Source organism: Pseudomonas sp. ADAK7, assembly GCF_012935675.1.
Taxonomy (GTDB): Bacteria; Pseudomonadota; Gammaproteobacteria; order Pseudomonadales; family Pseudomonadaceae; genus Aquipseudomonas.
Genome location: NZ_CP052861.1, coordinates 1990741 through 2009404 on the forward strand (window position 1 = coordinate 1990741; position 18664 = coordinate 2009404).

The 18664-nt window shown below is 53.6% G+C and carries 21 protein-coding genes and 2 pseudogenes; 12 read left to right on the forward strand and 11 right to left on the reverse strand.

Features of this window, described 5'->3' with window-relative positions; all coding sequences use genetic code 11:
* Positions 1–71 precede the first annotated feature (71 nt).
* Positions 72–884 carry a DUF1206 domain-containing protein gene (locus HKK53_RS09145; RefSeq protein WP_169370551.1) on the forward strand — a complete coding sequence of 271 codons (813 nt, stop codon included), beginning with the start codon at positions 72–74 and terminating at the stop codon, positions 882–884.
* Between the two features lie 32 nt (positions 885–916).
* Here HKK53_RS09145 and HKK53_RS09150 read toward each other — a convergent pair whose 3' ends face one another.
* A complete protein-coding gene (locus HKK53_RS09150) occupies positions 917–1741 on the reverse strand; it encodes an alpha/beta fold hydrolase (protein WP_169370552.1) in 825 nt (274 codons plus the stop codon).
* 462 nt (positions 1742–2203) lie between these two features.
* On the opposite strand from HKK53_RS09150, the gene HKK53_RS09155 reads away from it, so the two are divergent.
* Entirely contained in the window at positions 2204–2413 is a 210-nt protein-coding gene (locus HKK53_RS09155; protein WP_442962290.1) for a hypothetical protein, read from the forward strand.
* 5 nt (positions 2414–2418) lie between these two features.
* Here HKK53_RS09155 and HKK53_RS32605 read toward each other — a convergent pair whose 3' ends face one another.
* From HKK53_RS32605 to HKK53_RS09165, 3 genes are all read right to left on the reverse strand, one after another.
* Entirely contained in the window at positions 2419–2664 is a 246-nt protein-coding gene (locus tag HKK53_RS32605; RefSeq protein WP_237150751.1) for a hypothetical protein, read from the reverse strand.
* 602 nt (positions 2665–3266) lie between these two features.
* A complete protein-coding gene (locus tag HKK53_RS09160) occupies positions 3267–4292 on the reverse strand; it encodes a chemotaxis protein CheB (RefSeq protein ID WP_169370553.1) in 1026 nt (341 codons plus the stop codon).
* Positions 4293–4734: 442 nt separating this feature from the next.
* Positions 4735–4992 (reverse strand): hypothetical protein, encoded by a 258-nt coding sequence (locus HKK53_RS09165; protein WP_169370554.1) that lies wholly within the window; start codon positions 4990–4992, stop codon positions 4735–4737.
* A gap of 233 nt (positions 4993–5225) precedes the next feature.
* Between HKK53_RS09165 and HKK53_RS09170 the strand changes: the two genes are divergently transcribed.
* Positions 5226–5483 (forward strand): hypothetical protein, encoded by a 258-nt coding sequence (locus HKK53_RS09170; protein ID WP_169370555.1) that lies wholly within the window; start codon positions 5226–5228, stop codon positions 5481–5483.
* A 37-nt stretch (positions 5484–5520) separates the two neighbouring features.
* On the forward strand, positions 5521–6051 hold the full coding sequence (locus HKK53_RS09175; RefSeq protein WP_169370556.1) for a cupin: 531 nt from the start codon (positions 5521–5523) through the stop codon (positions 6049–6051).
* Positions 6052–6055: 4 nt separating this feature from the next.
* Here the strand turns inward: HKK53_RS09175 and cydB are convergent, their stop codons facing one another.
* Genes cydB through HKK53_RS09200 form a run of 5 tightly spaced genes read right to left on the reverse strand, consistent with a single transcriptional unit; the run spans position 6056 to position 9930 of the window.
* Complete coding sequence (gene cydB, locus HKK53_RS09180; RefSeq protein ID WP_169370557.1) at positions 6056–7057, reverse strand: cytochrome d ubiquinol oxidase subunit II; 1002 nt, start codon at positions 7055–7057, stop codon at positions 6056–6058.
* Positions 7058–7069: 12 nt separating this feature from the next.
* Entirely contained in the window at positions 7070–8446 is a 1377-nt protein-coding gene (locus tag HKK53_RS09185) for a cytochrome ubiquinol oxidase subunit I (protein ID WP_169370558.1), read from the reverse strand.
* Between the two features lie 3 nt (positions 8447–8449).
* Positions 8450–8896, reverse strand: a complete 447-nt coding sequence (locus HKK53_RS09190; protein WP_169370559.1) for a DUF421 domain-containing protein — start codon at positions 8894–8896, stop codon at positions 8450–8452.
* Between the two features lie 8 nt (positions 8897–8904).
* Positions 8905–9420, reverse strand: coding sequence for a hypothetical protein (locus tag HKK53_RS09195; protein ID WP_169370560.1), 516 nt, complete (start codon positions 9418–9420; stop codon positions 8905–8907).
* A gap of 9 nt (positions 9421–9429) precedes the next feature.
* Positions 9430–9930: a CinA family protein gene (locus tag HKK53_RS09200; RefSeq protein WP_169370561.1), complete on the reverse strand. Its 501-nt coding sequence runs from the start codon at positions 9928–9930 to the stop codon at positions 9430–9432.
* 240 nt (positions 9931–10170) lie between these two features.
* Here HKK53_RS09200 and HKK53_RS09205 point away from each other — a divergent pair.
* The 3 genes and pseudogenes from HKK53_RS09205 (at position 10171) to HKK53_RS09215 (ending at position 13573) form a co-directional block, all read left to right on the forward strand.
* Positions 10171–12471 (forward strand): annotated as a pseudogene (locus HKK53_RS09205) (FdhF/YdeP family oxidoreductase).
* Positions 12472–12750: 279 nt separating this feature from the next.
* Positions 12751–12948: a DUF1652 domain-containing protein gene (locus HKK53_RS09210; RefSeq protein ID WP_169370562.1), complete on the forward strand. Its 198-nt coding sequence runs from the start codon at positions 12751–12753 to the stop codon at positions 12946–12948.
* Positions 12949–13132: 184 nt separating this feature from the next.
* Entirely contained in the window at positions 13133–13573 is a 441-nt protein-coding gene (locus tag HKK53_RS09215) for a hypothetical protein (RefSeq protein WP_169370563.1), read from the forward strand.
* A gap of 246 nt (positions 13574–13819) precedes the next feature.
* Here the strand turns inward: HKK53_RS09215 and HKK53_RS09220 are convergent.
* Positions 13820–14148, reverse strand: a pseudogene (locus HKK53_RS09220) (DNA methylase); the annotation flags it as partial.
* 735 nt (positions 14149–14883) lie between these two features.
* On the opposite strand from HKK53_RS09220, the gene HKK53_RS09225 reads away from it, so the two are divergent.
* The 4 genes from HKK53_RS09225 (at position 14884) to HKK53_RS09240 (ending at position 17848) form a co-directional block, all read left to right on the forward strand.
* Positions 14884–15417: an SH3 domain-containing protein gene (locus tag HKK53_RS09225; protein ID WP_169370564.1), complete on the forward strand. Its 534-nt coding sequence runs from the start codon at positions 14884–14886 to the stop codon at positions 15415–15417.
* Positions 15418–15594: 177 nt separating this feature from the next.
* A complete protein-coding gene (locus HKK53_RS09230; RefSeq protein ID WP_169370565.1) occupies positions 15595–16455 on the forward strand; it encodes an alpha/beta fold hydrolase in 861 nt (286 codons plus the stop codon).
* 412 nt (positions 16456–16867) lie between these two features.
* Entirely contained in the window at positions 16868–17050 is a 183-nt protein-coding gene (locus HKK53_RS09235; protein ID WP_169370566.1) for a DUF2934 domain-containing protein, read from the forward strand.
* Between the two features lie 387 nt (positions 17051–17437).
* The gene (locus tag HKK53_RS09240; RefSeq protein ID WP_169370567.1) at positions 17438–17848 is read left to right on the forward strand and encodes a response regulator; all 411 of its coding nucleotides are present in this window, start codon (positions 17438–17440) and stop codon (positions 17846–17848) included.
* Here the strand turns inward: HKK53_RS09240 and HKK53_RS09245 are convergent.
* Entirely contained in the window at positions 17813–18139 is a 327-nt protein-coding gene (locus HKK53_RS09245; RefSeq protein WP_169370568.1) for a DUF1652 domain-containing protein, read from the reverse strand. The two genes, HKK53_RS09240 and HKK53_RS09245, sit on opposite strands and share 36 nt — an antisense overlap.
* A 176-nt stretch (positions 18140–18315) precedes the next feature.
* On the opposite strand from HKK53_RS09245, the gene HKK53_RS09250 reads away from it, so the two are divergent.
* Positions 18316–18525 carry a hypothetical protein gene (locus tag HKK53_RS09250; RefSeq protein WP_169370569.1) on the forward strand — a complete coding sequence of 70 codons (210 nt, stop codon included), beginning with the start codon at positions 18316–18318 and terminating at the stop codon, positions 18523–18525.
* Positions 18526–18664: the final 139 nt, after the last annotated feature.

The following is an 18664-nucleotide window of genomic DNA, read 5'->3' on the forward strand; positions in this document are numbered from 1 at the left end:
CAGCTCGCCTCGATAGAACCCCTCCGAATGACACTGGTCTGCTTTTGTATTACCTCTAAGGAATACATCCAATGTCCGCGCAATACAGCCTTGTCATGCTCGCTCGGGGAGGATATGCCGCTCGGGGAGTGCTTTATTTGATAATCGGCATCTTCGCGTTGCTAGCAGCACTAGATTCGACAAAACCGAAGGACAGCCACAAAAGCGTTGAGGCGTTGCTAACCCAGCCATTCGGCTATTTTCTAGTTGGAGTTGTGGTGGCAGGCCTGCTCGCTTTTGCGGCTTGGCGTGTCCTGCAAGCCACGCGTGATGTCGATCACCACGGCAAAGAAATCAAAGGTTTGGTAATTCGCACTGGTCTGTTTGCCGGAGGTTTGGTCAACGCCGCTCTGGCGTTTTTTGCAATGGGTCTACTCATTAGCGGTATTAGTAGTTCGGGAGATTCCGGGGGGCAGACTAAAGACTGGCTAGCGCATCTTCTGTCTTGGGATCACTCGAATTTGTTGGTGTACCTGATCGCTCTCATTCCGCTTGGTGTTGGAATTGCTCACATCATCAAGGGCTGGAAGGCGTCGTTCGAGAAATATTTTGAGGCCGACGAAGACGTCATGCGGTACGTCCGCCCGGTGTCTCGGTTCGGTTTAATAGCCCGTGGAGTCGTATTTATAGAGATTGCATTACTACTGGCAATCAGCGGTTCCACTTATCAAGCCATGGATCCACCTGGTACGAAAGAAGCCCTCGACGCTCTCCAGAATCTTCCTGCCGGATGGCTGATTTTGATTGTGATGGCCCTGGGGCTGATTGCCTTCTCGGTTTACAGTTTCTCTGAGGCTTTCTGGCGCAAGATCAATATGGATGTGCCTGGAGTATCGAGACCATAGGGTGCAGCGATAATGGCGATCCACCTCTCGGATTAGAGCAGGCGTGGCCTTAACCTGCCGTTGGCGATCATCGGCGCCGGCTCTTCATCATCGTGTTGCTGGCTGAGGAATTCGCGTATCAGTGCGGAAGTTCGTTTGGCGCTGGTGACCACGAAAAAATGCCCCTCGCCCTTTAGGACGTGCACTTCGGCACGGCGGATGCTGCGGCGCAGGATATGCGCGTTGTACATCTGTACTAGGGTGTCGCGGTCGCCGGTGAGGATCAGCGTGCGTTGGCGCAGACGGAACAGCCGCAGCAGGCTTGTCCAGCCGACCAAGGCAGCGAGCTGGTGGTAATAAGTTCGTGGATTAACGGTGAGCATGCCTTTCGCTACACCGAAGCGTAGCAGCGCCTGTATCGAATTACGCGAGCCTTCTTTCTTGCGCGATTTGGCGCCTTTGCTGCTCCCAAAAAAGTCCACGATGTCGGCGGGTTTCACTAGCACCACCGGGCCAGCAGAGGTCGCCGCGAGGATCAAACGGCGCACCATGCTCGGGTAACGCAGGGCAAACTCTTGCGCCAATGCACCGCCCCAGCTCACTCCGAACACATCGACTTGGTCGATCCCCAACTGCTTGAGCATCTCGGCGATCAAGTCGGCATGGCGCGGCAGACGCATTGGCCAGCGGGGCATTTGCGATTTGCCGACTCCAGGCACGTCCAACGTAATGGTCATGTAGTCCCCAAGTTCCTCGCGCAGCGGATCGAAGGTACGGATCAAGCCACCCAGGCCATTAAGCAAGAGCAACGGCGAACCTTGCCCGCAGATTGAAACGTTCAACTGCAAGTTTTCAATGGTCAGTTTGCGCGTTGTCATTGATGCCCCCCTCGCTTCATGTCGCTGAGATGACAGAGTTAGATGACCACTCTAATCCTTCAAAGCATGGTCTCAATTATAAATTGAGACCCAGCACGGCTCCGAACAATCCAGTGGCAAGTCTTGGGAAAAGGAACCCTCATCCGCGCGCGGCACCTAATGATTGATCCCTAGAATTTGAGAAAGACGAAATGCATATATCCGAGACAATCCAAGTCATGGAAGCGCTATCAACCAACGAAGCAAACCTTAAGCTGCATGAAGGCTGGTCATTAATATCTGTGGTCGTCACAACTCATCCCAATGGTCAGCTCCACCCCTGCTACATTCTCGGAAAGTCGAAAGCGTCACCCGACCATCAGAAGCCCGATTGACTGGCGTGGCATCCACATAGCGATTCAGCTCACGGAATTGTACTAGGAGGATATTTTGGCGTATCTGGATTGGGTTCAATGGCCAGCGATGGCTGTGACCGTTCTCGCCGCATGGCTAATCGGATCGCAACGACCAGGACGACGAATGACCGGGTTTGTATGCTTCAGTTTGAGCAACGTGTTGTGGGTGATTTGGGGAGTCTATGCAGGGGCGTATGCATTAATCGCCTTGCAGGTTTGTCTTTTCCTCATGAACCTTCGGGGGCTCAGGAAGAACTCGAAGGGGAAGGAAACCTAGCAGTCTCAAGACTGACGGTGGCCATTGAACTTTTTTTTAAAGCCTCGGGCATTCATCCCCAAGAGAATGCACTCAAGGAGGATAAGAGCGTAGGCGTCGGCGTGAAGCCCCCAGATAACCCATAGAGCATTACTGAGGATGAATCCCCAAAAAGCGATCATCCTCCGATAGGCTCGTTGCGAACCAATAAACCAGGCAGAGGCTACAGTTATCACCATGGCTGGCCATTGCACCCAATCGACGTAATCCAAATTTATCCTTCCCGCACCTGCTGCACTTCAACGAGAGACGCCAGCACTTACGTGTGGATCAAGAGCAAGCAATCCCATTGAGACGCTTAGATTAGTCAGGTAGGCGTTGCCTGAAATAGCTATCTTCACAAGTGGCACAGCAGGCTTGGTGTCACACCGTCAGCGGGGATCCCGCTGGTTATCCAACACCGCATTATCCGTTTCTTCCCGCAACCAGTCAGGATCTAGCCCTGTATCGACTATTTGCTATCGCACTCTCAAAGCTCGTTTGACTAACGGCCATTTCACTGCGGAGTTCGCCAATAAGATTTGCAATCGCCCGACTAGAGGTGAGCTCCGTCGGGGAGATACGGTAACCAGAAGCTCAGGGAGCAATTATCGACAATTCGTTTCTACAGAATCGGCACCGAAGGAGCGCGGCTCCGCTGAAGTAGCCGGCAACGTTCGCGGTGCTTTAGACACGATTAGCAAAAACGAGGAATTCATCAACATGAGCATCACGGTGCTCATGGCGCCTGAATAACCTGGCCAGCATTCGATAAGGGAATGTGGAGGCATTACACCCTCGTGAATAGCACAAGAAATCGAAAACGCTATCAGCACTATTTATTGTCATCGTGACCAAAGAATTGGGGATCGAGTACCAATGCGCGCAACGGCTTCAGGCGTTTTTCGGCGAGATCGGCCTGGCGGGAGCATTGAGTAGCGTCCCCGTCAGCGCCCACAGCGGTTGCCTGTTCAGCCATTTGGCGCAACAGCAGGATCCTTTCTTCCACCGCCCTTAATGTGTCCCAAAGCCCGGTATCGATCGCCTCATTGACCTCACAAATGAGCGACTTCATCGAAAAGGCATGACCTGTGTGGCAACGAAATCTGACGATGGAGCCTTCCTCGATTTGTACGAGTACGCCATGACAATCCGGACAGGTGAACTGGGAAACCTTGCCCAATCCCATTACACCGGCTTCCAAACCATTCCCTTTCAAGGAGATCACGTTCTCGATGACATGTCGGGCTCTTATATCGTGAATGGGATGGCCATCTATTGGGCTTCCGACCGCTTTGGAGATCTCCGTGGCCAGCACTGCCGCCGAGCCGATAATGTCGATATCCACATGTTCGATGGCACTGTCGGGCATTGAACTCAGCATGGCTTCGGCAGGATCCTGGACGTAAGTCAGTCCACCCCGATCCTTGACCGCCCACATCCCTGCAGTGCCATCGTCCAATGCACCGGAAAGGATGACGCCAATGACCCGGGCACCGTAGTTAACGGCGGCTGAGCGGAACAGAACATCGACGGCAGGCCGCGCACGGCACTCCTTGGGCCCACGTGTCAGTCGTATCCCATCCTCCGTCAGCATCAGGTGTCGATCCGCAATGGCGACATAGACCGTGCGAGCTGCAATCTGTTGACCATCTTGGGCCGCGACGACTCGCATGAGGGTCACCCTGGAAAGAATGCTATGGAGGACGCTGGGTTCATGGGCGGGAATGTGCAGCACTACCAAAAAAGCAGCGGGTAGATCGGCGGGTAGATTCTCAAACAATGAGATTAGCGCCTGAACGCCCCCCGCCGAGGTACCAATGACGACGACATTCCGCACACCCGTATCAAGTTCATCCATTACAAGGCATCTCCCATTAGAGAAGTCCACCTCCCGAGTCATCTCAGGACGAGCTGATTGGCCCGCGACTGGTAAGGCGAACAGCTAAACACCAGCTCATTCATTAATCTTGGATCATCTATCGCGTAATGGCCTGCGGGTATCGTTCGAAATCATGATCAAATTACATTCGCAAGCGACCATTGATGACTATAGTGAAAATTTAAGGGCTCCTTCCTTCAGTGTGCCGACCCGCGATATGCGCAATAGACCTGTCGTCCTCACCCTGATACTTATTTCCCTCATTTTGGGAACGGGCGCGGCATTCAGTTTCCTGAGCCTGTTCGGGGGCTAGTAAATTTCAGGCGGTAGATGAGTTTATAAAACCACTCACCTGGCCCGACCTCAATCACTCGGCGTTTATGGCCAAAAGCGGTACTAAAAATTGGTCGAGTCGCGCCTACTAGTTGTTTCGACTGCCATCAACACTGGGTTGATCAACGACCATAATCTGTGTCAGCCCTACCAGTTCAGCCTGCTTTAAAATCTCGTCCGGCGTCGCGTCAGCAGTGGGCATGATCAAGCTGTTCTCACCGTCCCCAAAATGCAGCTGTAGCAAATGCATCGCGGCCTCATGAGCGGGCAACTGAGCCTGCTGGAGTTCAAATTGATGCGTGCGGGGCTCGCCGTCGAACAGGTATTCAATCTTGTAGATCTGCACTGTTGGATTCTCCTATTGGGTGCCATTAACAAATCTGACTTACAGGTCAGCTTTTAGTTTAACTGCAGATACAAAAATCGGTTATTGAGGAGCTTCATGCGCCTTGATACGCGGCCTGCAATCGCCACAAGCCGTCAGCCCTTGGCGTTGAACTCTTCTGTCATGGCTACCGTCTAGCACATAGAAGCGGATAGAAATCCAGCTTTAAATCCCTGGCGTTAAAGGACATATCCATGACCAACCGCGCACGTTTGAATTACTTAAACGACACCCTTTTCGGCCCTATCGCTAAAACTATTGATTGCAACGTACTCATCACACCCATTACGCCAGGAGCCTTTCAGGTGCACGTGCTGTCACCGGTGCCAGATGACCTACACAAGGCCCACTCCTTGACCATCATTCTTTCTTCAGGAGAGCGCTTGAACGGCACGGTGGCTCACGCCCGCCGACTGGAAAATGCTGATTTGGAGTTGCAGATCGATACATGAAAATCCATCGCCACATCTAGGTTTCGGAGATCCTTAAATGAAAAAACCGCGAACTGAGACAGCTACCGTTCAAACCCTGATGTTTGAACGCAACCAATGGGTTCCCAACAACCCGCGTCTGCCGGCACTCATTTACACCTGCGCGATTGCAATTCAGGGCGATGACCCGGCTGCGCTGTTCGAGCAAACCTTCATCGCCAATGGCTGGGCACCCCAATGGCGATATGGGATTTACAGCTACCACCACTACCATACCGAAGGTCATGAAGTGCTTGGCATCGCCAGCGGTCGGGCTCGGCTGATGCTGGGCGGCCCGGATGGTCATGTACTTGAAGTCACAGCAGGCGATGTGTTGCTACTGCCTGCCGGCACCGGCCATTGCAGTTTAGATTCAAGTGAAGATTTTCTGGTCGTCGGTGCCTATCCTCCAGGGCAGCGTGCAGATATCTGCCGCGATGCCCCCACCGATGCTCAACTGGCGAGCATCGACACGCTGTTGTTTCCCGACCAGGATCCGGTGCAAGGCTCGCAAGGCGCCGTACACCGGTATTGGGCTGGCCAGCATTGAGAAGTCAATCACGAACGGCGCGAACCTTTCCGCTGAAGACTCTGAAGCCGTAGGTGTTGTAGATGAGCGTCACCGGGATCAGCACGGCGAAACCGACCAACATGAACATTTGACTGGTGGGGCTAGAGGCGGCCGCTTGCAAGGTCAGGTTAGGCGGGACAATCAACGGAAAGAGCGCTGCGATCATCAAGGCGAACGCCAAGATGAAGATCCCCAGTGCGGCGAATAGGGGCAGATAGTGCCGGCGGCTTCGAAAGCTCAAGGTGAAGCTAATCAGTAGTGTAGTGAGCAATATTGCGGCTGGCAGCCAGACCAGCAGATTGGAAAGCCGCTGCGCATATCGAGCGTCCAGCGTCGCTGTCCAGACCACTAACACGGCCAAAAGCACCATGGTTACGATGCCCAGCACCCTTGCCTGTCGCCCTGATCGACGTTGCAGATCATCTACAGTGCGCCAATACAGCCAGCACGCGCCCAACCACATATACCCCACTACGAGCACTGCGCCACAGTACAGCGGAAACAGGCCCGACCATTCCCAGCCGTTCCCGCTGTACTGCCCGTCCTGATTCGGCACGCCTTGTACAAGCGTTCCCAATACAATCCCCTGAATTGTCCCGGCTAGCAGTGAACCGATCAGCAGCAAGCCATCGACTATCCTCTTCATACGATAGCTTTTTGAGTAATCGCGAAATTCCAGCGCTACCGCGCGAAGAATCAACGACAGAAACATCGCGATAAATGGCAAATAAAGCGCCGGCAGCAGCACGGCGTAAGCCAGCGGAAACAACGCCAGCAGCCCGCCGCCACCGAGCACGAGCCACGTTTCGTTAGCGTCCCAAATCGGAAGGATGGTTACCGCCATGGCACGTCGGTGCTGACTGCAACGAGTAAGACCCATCAGCACGCCCACGCCAAGATCAGTGCCATCCAACAGCACGTAGTTCAAGACCGAAAATCCCAGCGCGGCAGCGGACAATAGCGTTACCCAGTCATTGTCCATCATCGATGTTTACCCTCAGGATTTACCCGTTTCGTCAGCCAAAGTGGGTTGGGGCCCGGGTTCGTTTTCGTGAGGTGGCTCCCGTAAAAGTCGCAACAGCACCCAGAGACCTACGCCGAAGATCACCAGATAAAACGAAAGGATTGTCCACGTTGCCCCTACGACCTGCTCACGAGACACCGAAGACAGGCTGTCAGCCGTGCGCATCAACCCATAAATGGTGAAGGGCTGACGGCCGACCTCAGTAACAACCCATCCACTCAGCATCGCCAGAAATCCAGCAGGCGCCATCAGCACACACCCTCGGAACATCCAGCGCGCTGAGTACAAGCGATGTCGCCAGCGTAATACCAGACTGATCAACCCCTGCCCCATCATCATTAATCCCAGACCGACCATGACACGGAACGCGAAGAACACCGCTGGCACCGGCGGGATGTCCTCAGGCGGGAACTCATCAAGCGCAGCGATGGTGCCGCTCAGGTCATGTCGCAAGTACAACGACGCTACGCGCGGAATCGCCACTTCCCAATGGTTGCGTCGCTCTGACATATCTGGAATAGCGAATAAACGTAATGGCTCGCCCTCACCGACCTCCGGACGTGTCCAAGAGCCTTCGATGGCAGCAACCTTTTGCGGTTGAACTTTAAGGCTGTGCTCACCATGAAGATCCCCCACCAGGATTTGCACAGGTGTAAGCACCACAATTACCCACAACCCCATGGAGTATGCGAGGCGAGCTCTCGGGTTCTGCGGTTCACGTAATAGTTGCCAGGCGCTGAAACCGGCCACTAGCGTGGCGCTGCCTATAAACGCGGCCAACGTCATATGCAAAAGCCGATATGGGAACGAGGGATTGAAGATGATTGCCCACCAGTTTTCGGCAATGAAACGTCCATCTACTCCGAGAGAATACCCGGCGGGTGTCTGCATCCAGGAATTGGCTGACAAGATCCAAAAGGCGCTGATTAACGATCCAAGAGCGACTGCGCAGGTAGCGAAGAAATGCAGACGAGGGCCAACTTTTTTCAAGCCGAACATCATGATGCCCAGGAAACCTGCTTCCAGGAAAAATGCCGCCAGCACTTCGTAGAACATCAACGGGCCAAGAATATCTCCTGCCCGGGTCGAAAGCCGTGACCAATTTAACCCGAACTGGTACTCCAAAATCAGACCCGACGCTGTGCCTACCGCAACGTTGAGCGCAAACACTTTTAGCCAGTACAGGTAAACATCCAGGTAGAGCCTTCTTCCGCGCCACAGCCACAGTGCCTCCAGCACCATGAGAAAATTGGCCAGGCCAATAGTGAAAGCCGCCAGCACGATATGAAAGCTTATGGCGATCGCGAACTGTGCACGCGCAGCCATCAGTACCGAATCAATAGCATTCATGCGCTACGGCTCTACCGGAATGACAGAAATCTTGCCGTTGCGCTCCAGGATCGCAAACTTGATCTGGTCAATAGTTTCTATGCCTTGGCTTGAGCGGGCGGCCTCCATCACATCCGCCTCCACCAACCGGGCGCTCCGTAGACGATCACGTAGCAACTTTCCATTTTCGACAATGATGGTTGGCCCGCCATCAATTATTTTGGATACCCATTCCGAACGCTGTTTCAGCAGTGAAAGTCCGACGTCGATAGCAATTAACGTGACGATCACCAAGACGGAATTAGTAAGGGAGAAGTCATCTCCCAGGAGCGCTTGCTGCGTGGCCTCGCCAATAATCATTAACAACACAAAATCAAATGTCGTCAGTTCCGCCAATGAACGCCTTCCGGCAATTTTGAACAGCACTATCAACACCAGGTACATCACTGACGCACGCAACACCGAATCCATAGGTCACCTCAAGGGAGAATGAATTGATCCAAGGTCACAGGAGTTGCTCCTGGTGATTTCACCTGAGTGCTGAATTTTCCTAGTCCGTCACCACGCAACGTCAGATAGAGATTTGCACGTCCTTGTGGATCCGCTTGTAGCCACAGCTTTATACCCTCGCCGGCGCTGCTGGCACGAACGGGCTCTGGCAGCATCGTTTCTATACTGAAGCCTTCGAGTAAGCTACCGGACAACTCCATCTCAATTCGCGCATCCGGCACGCCGATAACGCTAATGACCATAGGATTGGCGGAACCGTTTCGGTGAAAAATCTCATACTGAACTCTGAGCTTCCCATCGCCTCCGTGAACATCACGAAAACTCAAGGGCCCGCGTGAAAACATCCCACACAACCCAAGTACAACCAGCAACACCAAGACATACCAGCCCCACCGCTCAAATCGCCAGACCTTGACCTGATAGGCCATGTCTTCGCGAACGGGGTAGTTTCGGCTCTGATAATCGTGTGGGCTTTTGTCATTCATGAGATATCCCTACCCTTGTTCACCATCCAGTGCACGACGATGAAATTGCGGCAACTGTTCTAATGCGAACTCGGCAGCTTGGAGTTGTACTTGGGTGCGTGTGCCGAAGAAGCGATGTTCACGGCTGAACAAGCTACGCCCTCGCTCAGAATGAAAGGCCCAGGCGAAACAAATTGTGCCTGCGGGAATACCGTCGACATCCTCTGGGCCGAGGATGCCTGTCGTCGCTACGGCGACATTCGCGGTGCTGTCATGCAACGCGCCTAACGCCATTTCCCGCGCCACTTCACAACTGGTTAGATTGAAAGTTTCGATGGTAGAGGCACTCACCCTCAACAGCCGTTGTTTGGCCTCAGGGGAATAGACCACGTAACCACTTTCGATCAGATCTCCACTGCCTTCGATCTCAGATAGGAGCGTGACAATTTTTCCCGCCGTACAGGATTCTGCCGTCGTCAGTAAAAGGGCGTGCTCGCGTAGATAATTAACCGTCTGATCGGGAATAGACATGGGACTGTTCCGCAAACGTGATGATCGGTTGACTGCCTTAAAAAGCAATCATTCCAACTGAATTGATCCCTTTTCGTCGGCACTCCATTGAACGAAAAAAAGCACTGATCACTACTTGAATAATGGTTTAGCGGTAGCGGCCAGGTGAGCAACTCACCGTCCACCCATCCACTCGAACCTTTCACCCCGCGCATTCGTCCCAGCTTTATAACTTCACGATCAAGCCTGTCGGAGCCGCCGATGCTCATTCATCCGAAAACCCATTTCCACCCATATACCCATGCGAGCGGCGGCTGGGGTTCCGCCAAGTCAGTGATGAAAATCCTGTGGCGCGAGCAGGCATTCGCCAAGGCTCCGGGCGCACTGCTGAAACAAAATAAGCCGGACGGTTTTGCATGTGTCAGCTGTGCTTGGGCCAAGCCGGGCCATCCCCATGCGCTGGAGTTTTGCGAGAACGGCGCCAAGGCCACAGCCTGGGAATTGACGTCTATGAAGACCAGCCCGGCCTTCTTCGCCGAGCACACCCTCAGTGAATTGCGCCAGTGGCCGGATTATGACCTGGAGCAGCACGGTAGGCTGACCCATCCCCTATACTACGACCCGGCCAGTGACCGCTACTTGGAAACGACCTGGGACGCGGCTTACCGCGAAATCGGCGCGCAATTGCGTGCACTGGAGCCTGACAGCGTAGTGTTTTACGCCTCGGGGCGTGCGTCGCTGGAAACCTCGTTCATGTACCAATTGTTCGCCCGGGCCTATGGCACCAACAACCTGCCCGACAGTTCGAACATGTGCCACGAAAGTACCTCCGTGGGTTTGCAGGAAAGCATCGGCGTGCCGGTCGGGACGGTGACGCTGGAGGATTTCGAACACACCGATTGCCTGTTTTTCTTCGGCCAGAACGTCGGCAGCAATGCGCCGCGAATGCTTCATCAGTTGCAGGACGTGCGCAAACGCAACGTGCCAATCATCACCTTCAACCCTTTGCGCGAGCGAGGGTTGGAGCGGTTCGTCAATCCGCAGTCGCCGACCGAGATGCTCACGCCGGAATCGACGATCATCAGCACCCAATACCATCAGGTCGCCATCGGCGGTGATTCAGCCGCCCTGCTCGGCCTCGCCAAAGTCTTACTGGAAATGGACGATCAAGCGCAACGTGACAGTCGTGCCGCCATCCTCGACTATGACTTTATTGCGCAGCACACCGAAAGTTTCGACACCTTCGCCACGATGGTGCGCGGATGTCATTGGCAACACATCGAGCGCCAATCCGGGTTGACCCGTGGCGCACTAGAAGCAGCCGCGTCGGTGTACGCCCGAGCCAACGGGTGATGATTATTTACGGCATGGGTCTGACCCAGCATCGGCACGGCGTGCAGAACGTGCAGATGCTGGTGAACCTGTTGCTGATGCGCGGTAATTTTGGCAAACCGGGCGCCGGGATTTGTCCGGTTCGTGGCCACTCCAACGTCCAGGGCCAGCGCACCGTGGGGATTACTGAAGATCCAAAAAAGTCCCGGTCGAACTGATCGAGCAGCAGTTCGGCTTCAAGGTGCCATCGCAAATGGGGCTGTGCACCGTGGACGCCTGTGAAGGCATTCTGGCAGGTCGGGTACGCGGATTCATTGGCCTGGGCGGCAATTTCCTGCGAGCCATCCCGACACTTCGCGCATGGAGCCGGCCTGGCAAACGCTGCAACTGAACGTACAGATCGCAACCAAGCTCAATCGCACGCACTTGCTCCCGGCCCAGAAAATGTGGCTGTTGCCATGCCTGGGCCGTATCGAAATCGACCGGCAGGACGGCGTCGCGCAAACCTGGGCCACCGAGGACAGCACCGCCTGCATCCATGCCTGGCACGGCAGCGCGGAACCGGTCAGCCCCCACGTGCGTGCGGAGGCCAGCATCGTTGCCGGTCTCGCCATGGCCTCGCTGCCCTCCGGCGCCTCCATTGACTGGGAGGGCTGGCGTAAGAATTACTCTCTAATCAGAACAGCCATCGGAACCATTTATCCGGACATCTTCCACAACATGGAAACCCGCATGACCGAACCGGGCGGCTTCCACCGACCAATTGCCGTCGCCACGCGCAAATGGCTGACCGAAAGTGGCAAGGCCCAATTCATCACGCCCGCCACCCTCAACGAAGACGATGACGTGAACCTAGGCGCCGCACCGCGCGATGTACTTCAACTGATGACGTTGCGCAGCAACGACCAGTTCAACACCACCATTTATGGCTACGAAGATCGCTTTCGCGGGATCAGCGGCACCCGCGAGGTGATTTTCATGCACTGCAATGACGTTGCTAGGTTGGGGTTTGAGGTTGGCGAGCAGGTGTTGCTGACTACGGCCATCGAACCCGACGTCAAGCGCCAGGTCGGGCCGTTTGAGATCGTAGCCTATGACATTCCCGAAGGCTGCGCCGCCGCCTATTACCCCGAATGCAATCCGCTGGTGCCCCTGTGGCACCACGCCGAACGCAGCAAGGTACCGGCTGCCAAATCGGTACCGGTGCGGTTGAGCCGTGCGGGTAGTTAAACAAGCGACATTAGAAGGCGTTCGGTGAACGAAACTTAAACCACCGATTTCAAGGTCAAATGAAGAGATGAGTCGTCTTGAAGTGCCGCGCTCAAGCGGGGTAGCCCACGAATCCAAGACCGAAAGGATTTAAAGCATCTGAAGGCACGGGGTATACACTCATCGGTGAGCCCCTAGCCAATGAATTAGGTTAAGCCCTATCAAGAGCATACCTTCGCGGCGCTTCTCATTACTCTTTAGACAAAAGTCATTTGGCTGGCTCCCGTCGAGACGAGCCACATGCTATCTACTCTAGAAATCCGTCACTTGATAGAACAAAGTTTTCTGCCCACTCGTTGCGAATGCACAATCGATTCAGGAACCGCTCTGACGGTACGATTTTTCCACGACACTTCGAATCAAGAAATTCTTGTTGTCACTGGTATCTCTTTAGCTCAACTGTGTAACGGGCTTGCCATCGTAGGTCTTGTTGAATGATTACGAAAGGATCTTGAACTCGTTTCTTGTGCTCCTGGCTATACAGTAAGTGATCCGGGTTCTACGTTGCTCCGTCGGTGATATGGCGTTGACTGCTTTGTGACTGATGACAATGCTACGCTTTAATTTCTTCGAATGAGATGAAGTACCCCCATCGACATCTCTCAAACATTCGAGAAAGATTATGAAGCGGATCCTGATCGGTACTCTCACCCTAGCAATCATCGGCACGATGACCTATGAACTGCTCCAATGGAGAGCTATCGACAAGCAGAATCAAGAATTTTCGTGCAGTGAAGCGAAGCAAACTTTAAAAGGCGTGGAAATTCGAGCGCGAGCGTTAGCTTCCGGGATGACCGTAGAGGCCTACGCTAGCGCTGAAGAGGTGGAAGTGGCAAAACTTATCAGTGCTCTCGAAGGTGCCAAAAGCGCGGCGGATATTGATTCGATCATGGAGAGTCACGCTGCCACCATAAAAGCGGAGGATGCCGCTGTTGAGGCAGAGGTGGAGGCTCGAGGCGATCAAGCATTTCTTGAACAGCGATTATTAAAACAGCGGATACCTATAGAGATTAAGCAACAGCTCAAACGGGCCGCGAAGGCAGTCAGTCTCACTTGTAGCTAGCGCCCCTGTGATACGTAGCCCCTTCTAAAGCTGTCCAATCCAAACTCAGAGCCAACAAAAAAGGCCTTCGAAAGGCCCTTTGTACTCAAACCAAAATCACTTGGTCAACCATGACTCGACAGTGACAGGCCGTACAATACGATTTGGGTTGTTACGTCGACATCTTACAAGGAGGAATCACAATGGCGAACAGACCTCCCTTCCCTACTCTACAAGATCAATCAAAACCAACTCGCCCTTGAAACAACTCACCTCGAAGATGTTCCCCACCCTTCCCGAGTATTCGTCGTTGATCTTCTTCGCCAAGGCCAGCAATCGAGTGGCTGTGGACTCATCGTAACGAAGGTAGTGCGCCTCCCCAGCATGGCAACGAGTTAACGATGCGTGCAATTGGCCAATTTGCGCGGAGTGTCTCGCTGGTATCTGTGAACAATCACTTTGTAAGCGTTTGCGGCGATTTCAGCTTGTATCCGTTTACCCATCAGAAAACTGGCGACCAACCACCTGAACAGCCCCTCTTCGTTCGCGTCGTCGAGACTGATTTGCAGATCCTTTGCGCTGGTGATTTTTGGCATTAGGCGCCTCTCTACAGACGCGGAACATTGGGTTCAGCGGAGATCTGTCTATGATCCACTCATTCTTCATCTGTTAGGTATTGGGACAGCTTGACCTGCGGCTGCATGCGTTCTGAATTAGCCCGAGCTGACGGACATACTCATTTACCCCAGACTTCGAACCACTCAAGGCAGCAGCAGCGCTTCATGGATCTCAATAGAAGGTATCGCACCTCCCACACGCCTGCTATCAAGCCACCCCCTAGTTTTGCTGACATCGAAAATCTGGCCCTGCTCCATCAAGGTCAATATGAGTTCGTCCGAGACTCGGTAGCGTCCGCAGTCCGGACAGTCTCTTTCTTCCCAAGGGCCAGAGCACTGAATGCGCTCAGCAACACCTACGCAGATAAGACAATTCATCGGAATCACCATTTTTATAGTTGTACCCGATCTGTCGTGGGCTGCCTGCGATGGCATGCCCACCGATACGCCATTGAGTGCGTTGATCAAGTTGGTGCTTGGTCGACTGAAAAGATCGAAAGAAAGTTCGGAGCGTTGACGCTTTCGGTACAAATAGGTCGTATCTGCTACCCGACCGAATAGAATCTGGTATTGGGCCATGCTCTTACAGAAACCACGAAATTAGGATCAGAGCCACTGCGGCATCCCATCTGATCGCTGAGTAAATCGGCTCAGCTCGACTACGCTTGTCGCTACGGCAGCCCGCGTAATGCGTGCTAGATAGGGGCAAAGGATATGCGCAAAAAATCTCAGTCATGGTTTGTCCCTCTTCTGATTCTTGCTGCAGTCCTATGGTTCATGGGCAAGAAAGACACACCTTCTACACAGGAACAGCCAGCCCCCCAAGCCACACCGAACGCATTAGTTTCCGTCCCTGCACCGACAATGGCACCAGCCGCAACGCCACCGCTCGATCAGTTCGTTAGCGCGGATAAGCTAAATATGCGAGATCAGCCGGGCGGGAAGGTTATTTCCACTCTGAAGCGCGGAGACAAGGTTCAAGTCTTCGAAAAGAAAAATGATTGGGTGCGGATCAGCATCGACGGTCAACCGGCAAAATGGCTTTCATCCAAAAGCCTTTGCAGTGGATCGAACTGTTACGTCGCCTCTGAGCGAAAATCATCAGTGCAACCTGCGGCGCAGCCAACTCGCAAGCAAATCCCCAACTATGGAACCTCATGTGCTTGTGCTTCAGGCAGTGTCTGCATCGGCCCAAGAGGCGGTCGTTATTGCATCACTTCTGGTGGAAATAAACGTTACGGCGTTTAAGTCAAACCGTGTTTTGAGTCCGGAGTTAAGGTCACTCCAGGCTGCCCCAGATTTTACTGAAAATAAGAGCCAAGCATCGTTTACTAACAATTGATCACAACGATACAAACGAAGGCAATGATCCGCCGACGTGGTCGTTGCGAACCTACGACAGTGGCAAACGCCCAGGACAGTGCGATGTTCGACAACTTTTCACTCGATACCGTAACTCTTCCTGAGGCAACACTAAGGGTAAGGCACGGTGGCAATGGTTCACCTGTTCTGTTACTCCACGGTCATCCTCGAACTCACGCGACTTGGCATCGTGTCGCCCCACTTCTTGCGCAACATCACACGGTCGTCTGCCCTGACCTGAGAGGTTTTGGTCACTCATCAAAGCCAGAGGACACATCCGACCATGCGGGCTCCTCGAAACGCGCCAAGGCCCGCGACTGCGTAGCCCTGATGCGCCACCTTGGTCATGATCGGTTCGCTGTAATCGGCCACGATCGAGGTAGTTACACCGCCTTTCGCATGGCAATGGATCAACCGGAAGCCATTACCCATCTCGGCATATTAGACGGTGTGCCGATCCTTGAAGCTCTTGAGCGCTGCGACGCCCGGTTCGCGGCGAAGTGGTGGCATTGGTTTTTCTTCGCTCAACCCGAGAAACCGGAACAAGCGATCCTGGCTGATCCTGATGGGTGGTATGGCGGCTCCCCCGAGGCAATGGGTGCTGAAGCCTACAAGGACTACCAAGCAGCCATCCACGATCCGGCGACCATACATGGCATGATCGAGGATTACCGTGCAGCCCTAGGGATCGACCGTGCTCACGATGAGGCCGACCGCCGCGAGGGCCGTCGGATCGCATGCCCGACCATGATTCTATGGTCGCTACGTGATGACCTTGAACTTCTATACGGCGATGTCCTGGCTGTTTGGAAACCGTGGACGACAAGGCAGCGTGGTCGAGGTCTCGACTGCGGGCACCACATGGCGGAAGAGGCGCCCAACGAACTCGCGAACGAAATCCTCGCATTCCTTCGCGAAGACTAATATATCGGCTCGCATTAATGGCGCATCCGCGCGAGATCAAGAAGTAGGAAGACCTCTTCCGCTCGTAAAGGGCCACGTTAAACTTGCCGGTTAATGTCTACTATGGTTCGTAATCAACGTACAAATTCTGGCCTTATGTACAGTTACTAATTGAGAATATCGGGAGATATCACGGCGACCAACCATAAAATCTGGCGATATCATTAGTTAACCCGCATCCCCGACGGAGCGAGCCAGAGTAACGGCGGGCAAGACCGCCCACGTCAGCATGCGCACGTTGAGTAATGCGATCAACTGCGATGGCGAAGCTTGTTATGACGACTACCCTTAACGCTGATAGACGGATCGGGAGGTGACGCTGCTTCTCCCGTTTCGCCCGAAATCACTCAGTGAAAATGGGAGGAATTCGAAGATGGATGAGCAAAAAATTCGAGAAGCTGCATATCGGCTTTGGGAAAAAGATGGGAAGCCGCAAGGACAAGACCTGGAGCATTGGTTTACTGCTGAAAAAGCAGCCGGCGAAGAAGATTTTGACAGTTCAACCGCTGGCTCAACGCAAGGTAGCGAAACTGACCCATCCCAAGCTGGCTCTTAGATGAAGATCAATCACTGGCAGATACCCATCGATAGCGCGCACCGTCGAATGCGCGCTATCGCCGCGACCGAACACTTACCTCTATGGCCCTTGGCGCTTCAATTACGGAGGCGGCCATCCTGCTCATTCGTATCCTATGTCGGTAATCGAGGAATGATTCCCAACTCGATGACAGGCGGTAGCGTTCATTCCATAGTCAGGCGTATGAGTAGCCAACTGCTCGGTGGAATGGCTAAGCGTTAAATACAGTGGTTGCTGTAAAATGCCGAACCTTTGACCTGAGACATTGAACGAATTGTTTTCAGGGTCGCGCATCTTGAAAATGGACATAGACTCAGAGCCATACGTTGGAGACGTCGGCACTTTGGCCGGCTAAGGAATCGATGAGTGAACGTAAATTGGGAAGGGATATTGCCAATTCAAGGAGAGATTATCGTCATCGAAGACGACCCGACATTGCGCTCGCTGATGGGGGATATCGTGGCGGAAATAGGCGCAAAAGCAGTAGCGTTCGACACTGCTGATGATGCATTGACCTATCTGCTGGAAGCGCATGATCAGTGTCGGCTGGTGATCGCAGACCATGGCGTGCCGGGGCAGATTCAAGGAATCGAATTCATTGAAATGGTCAGGGGTAGATGGCCGTATATTGCTGCAATTCTAACGTCCGGGTATCTGATTGACCCCGCGACAGTACCTGCATCAACCATCTATCTGCACAAGCCCTGGTCACTGGACGACCTAGTCATCGCGGTTGCGTCCCTACTGCAGCCTGATCACCCCATCCGTAAGACTTGAGTCGATGTGACTTGGTGGCTCTGATGCTGAGAGTCCACCATTTACCGTCGCGCTCACGCAGATCTTTTTGCGCGCAGCCATTTCAATTCTGAGTTCGCCGATCAAATTCGAGATCGCCCGACTGGACGTGAGAGCCGATGCCAACACGCCGGGGACAAACAGTTCGACATGGCCTGAGGAAGGTTCAATCATCTTGATCAAAAGCGCCCCTTTTGGGTTCACCGTGCAGGTGCAGGAGCGTGGTAATAAACCGCTCTCAATGATATGTCGGAGCTCAAGAGCGGAGATCATGACGTTCCTTCGAATGGGAAATTTGAACTCAGTCTTGTCTAGTAAACCCAGTAGTCAAGGAAGGTGCGAAAGCAAATTCACGACCAATTGTTTCGCCTCCCATCGGCATCGAACTAACGTCGCTGATGCTTCAATTTTTATCCCGCTACGCTTGGCTTTTTCATGGAGGAAAATCGATGCCAAATTCAGACCTGCTGCCATCCCTGCTTTTTAAAATCAACCAAAACCAGCTCGCCCTTGAAGCCGCAATCATGGAACTGACCAATTGGGTCGAGCAGCGCGGATCGGGAGACGTCGCCGGCAACGTGCGCGGTGCACTGGAGACGATCAGCAAAAACGAAGAGTTCATCAACATGAGCCTAGCGGTGCTCATGGCACCTGAGTGATCAACCGATAGGTCACGGGATTGGCTGACGGCCAGCGCAGTCAATCATCCTAAGAAAATGCACGTAAAACCATAGGCCTTGAGACATCCGATGAGCCTTCACGTTGAACTCAAACGTCGCACGTCGTCTAGCGCATAGT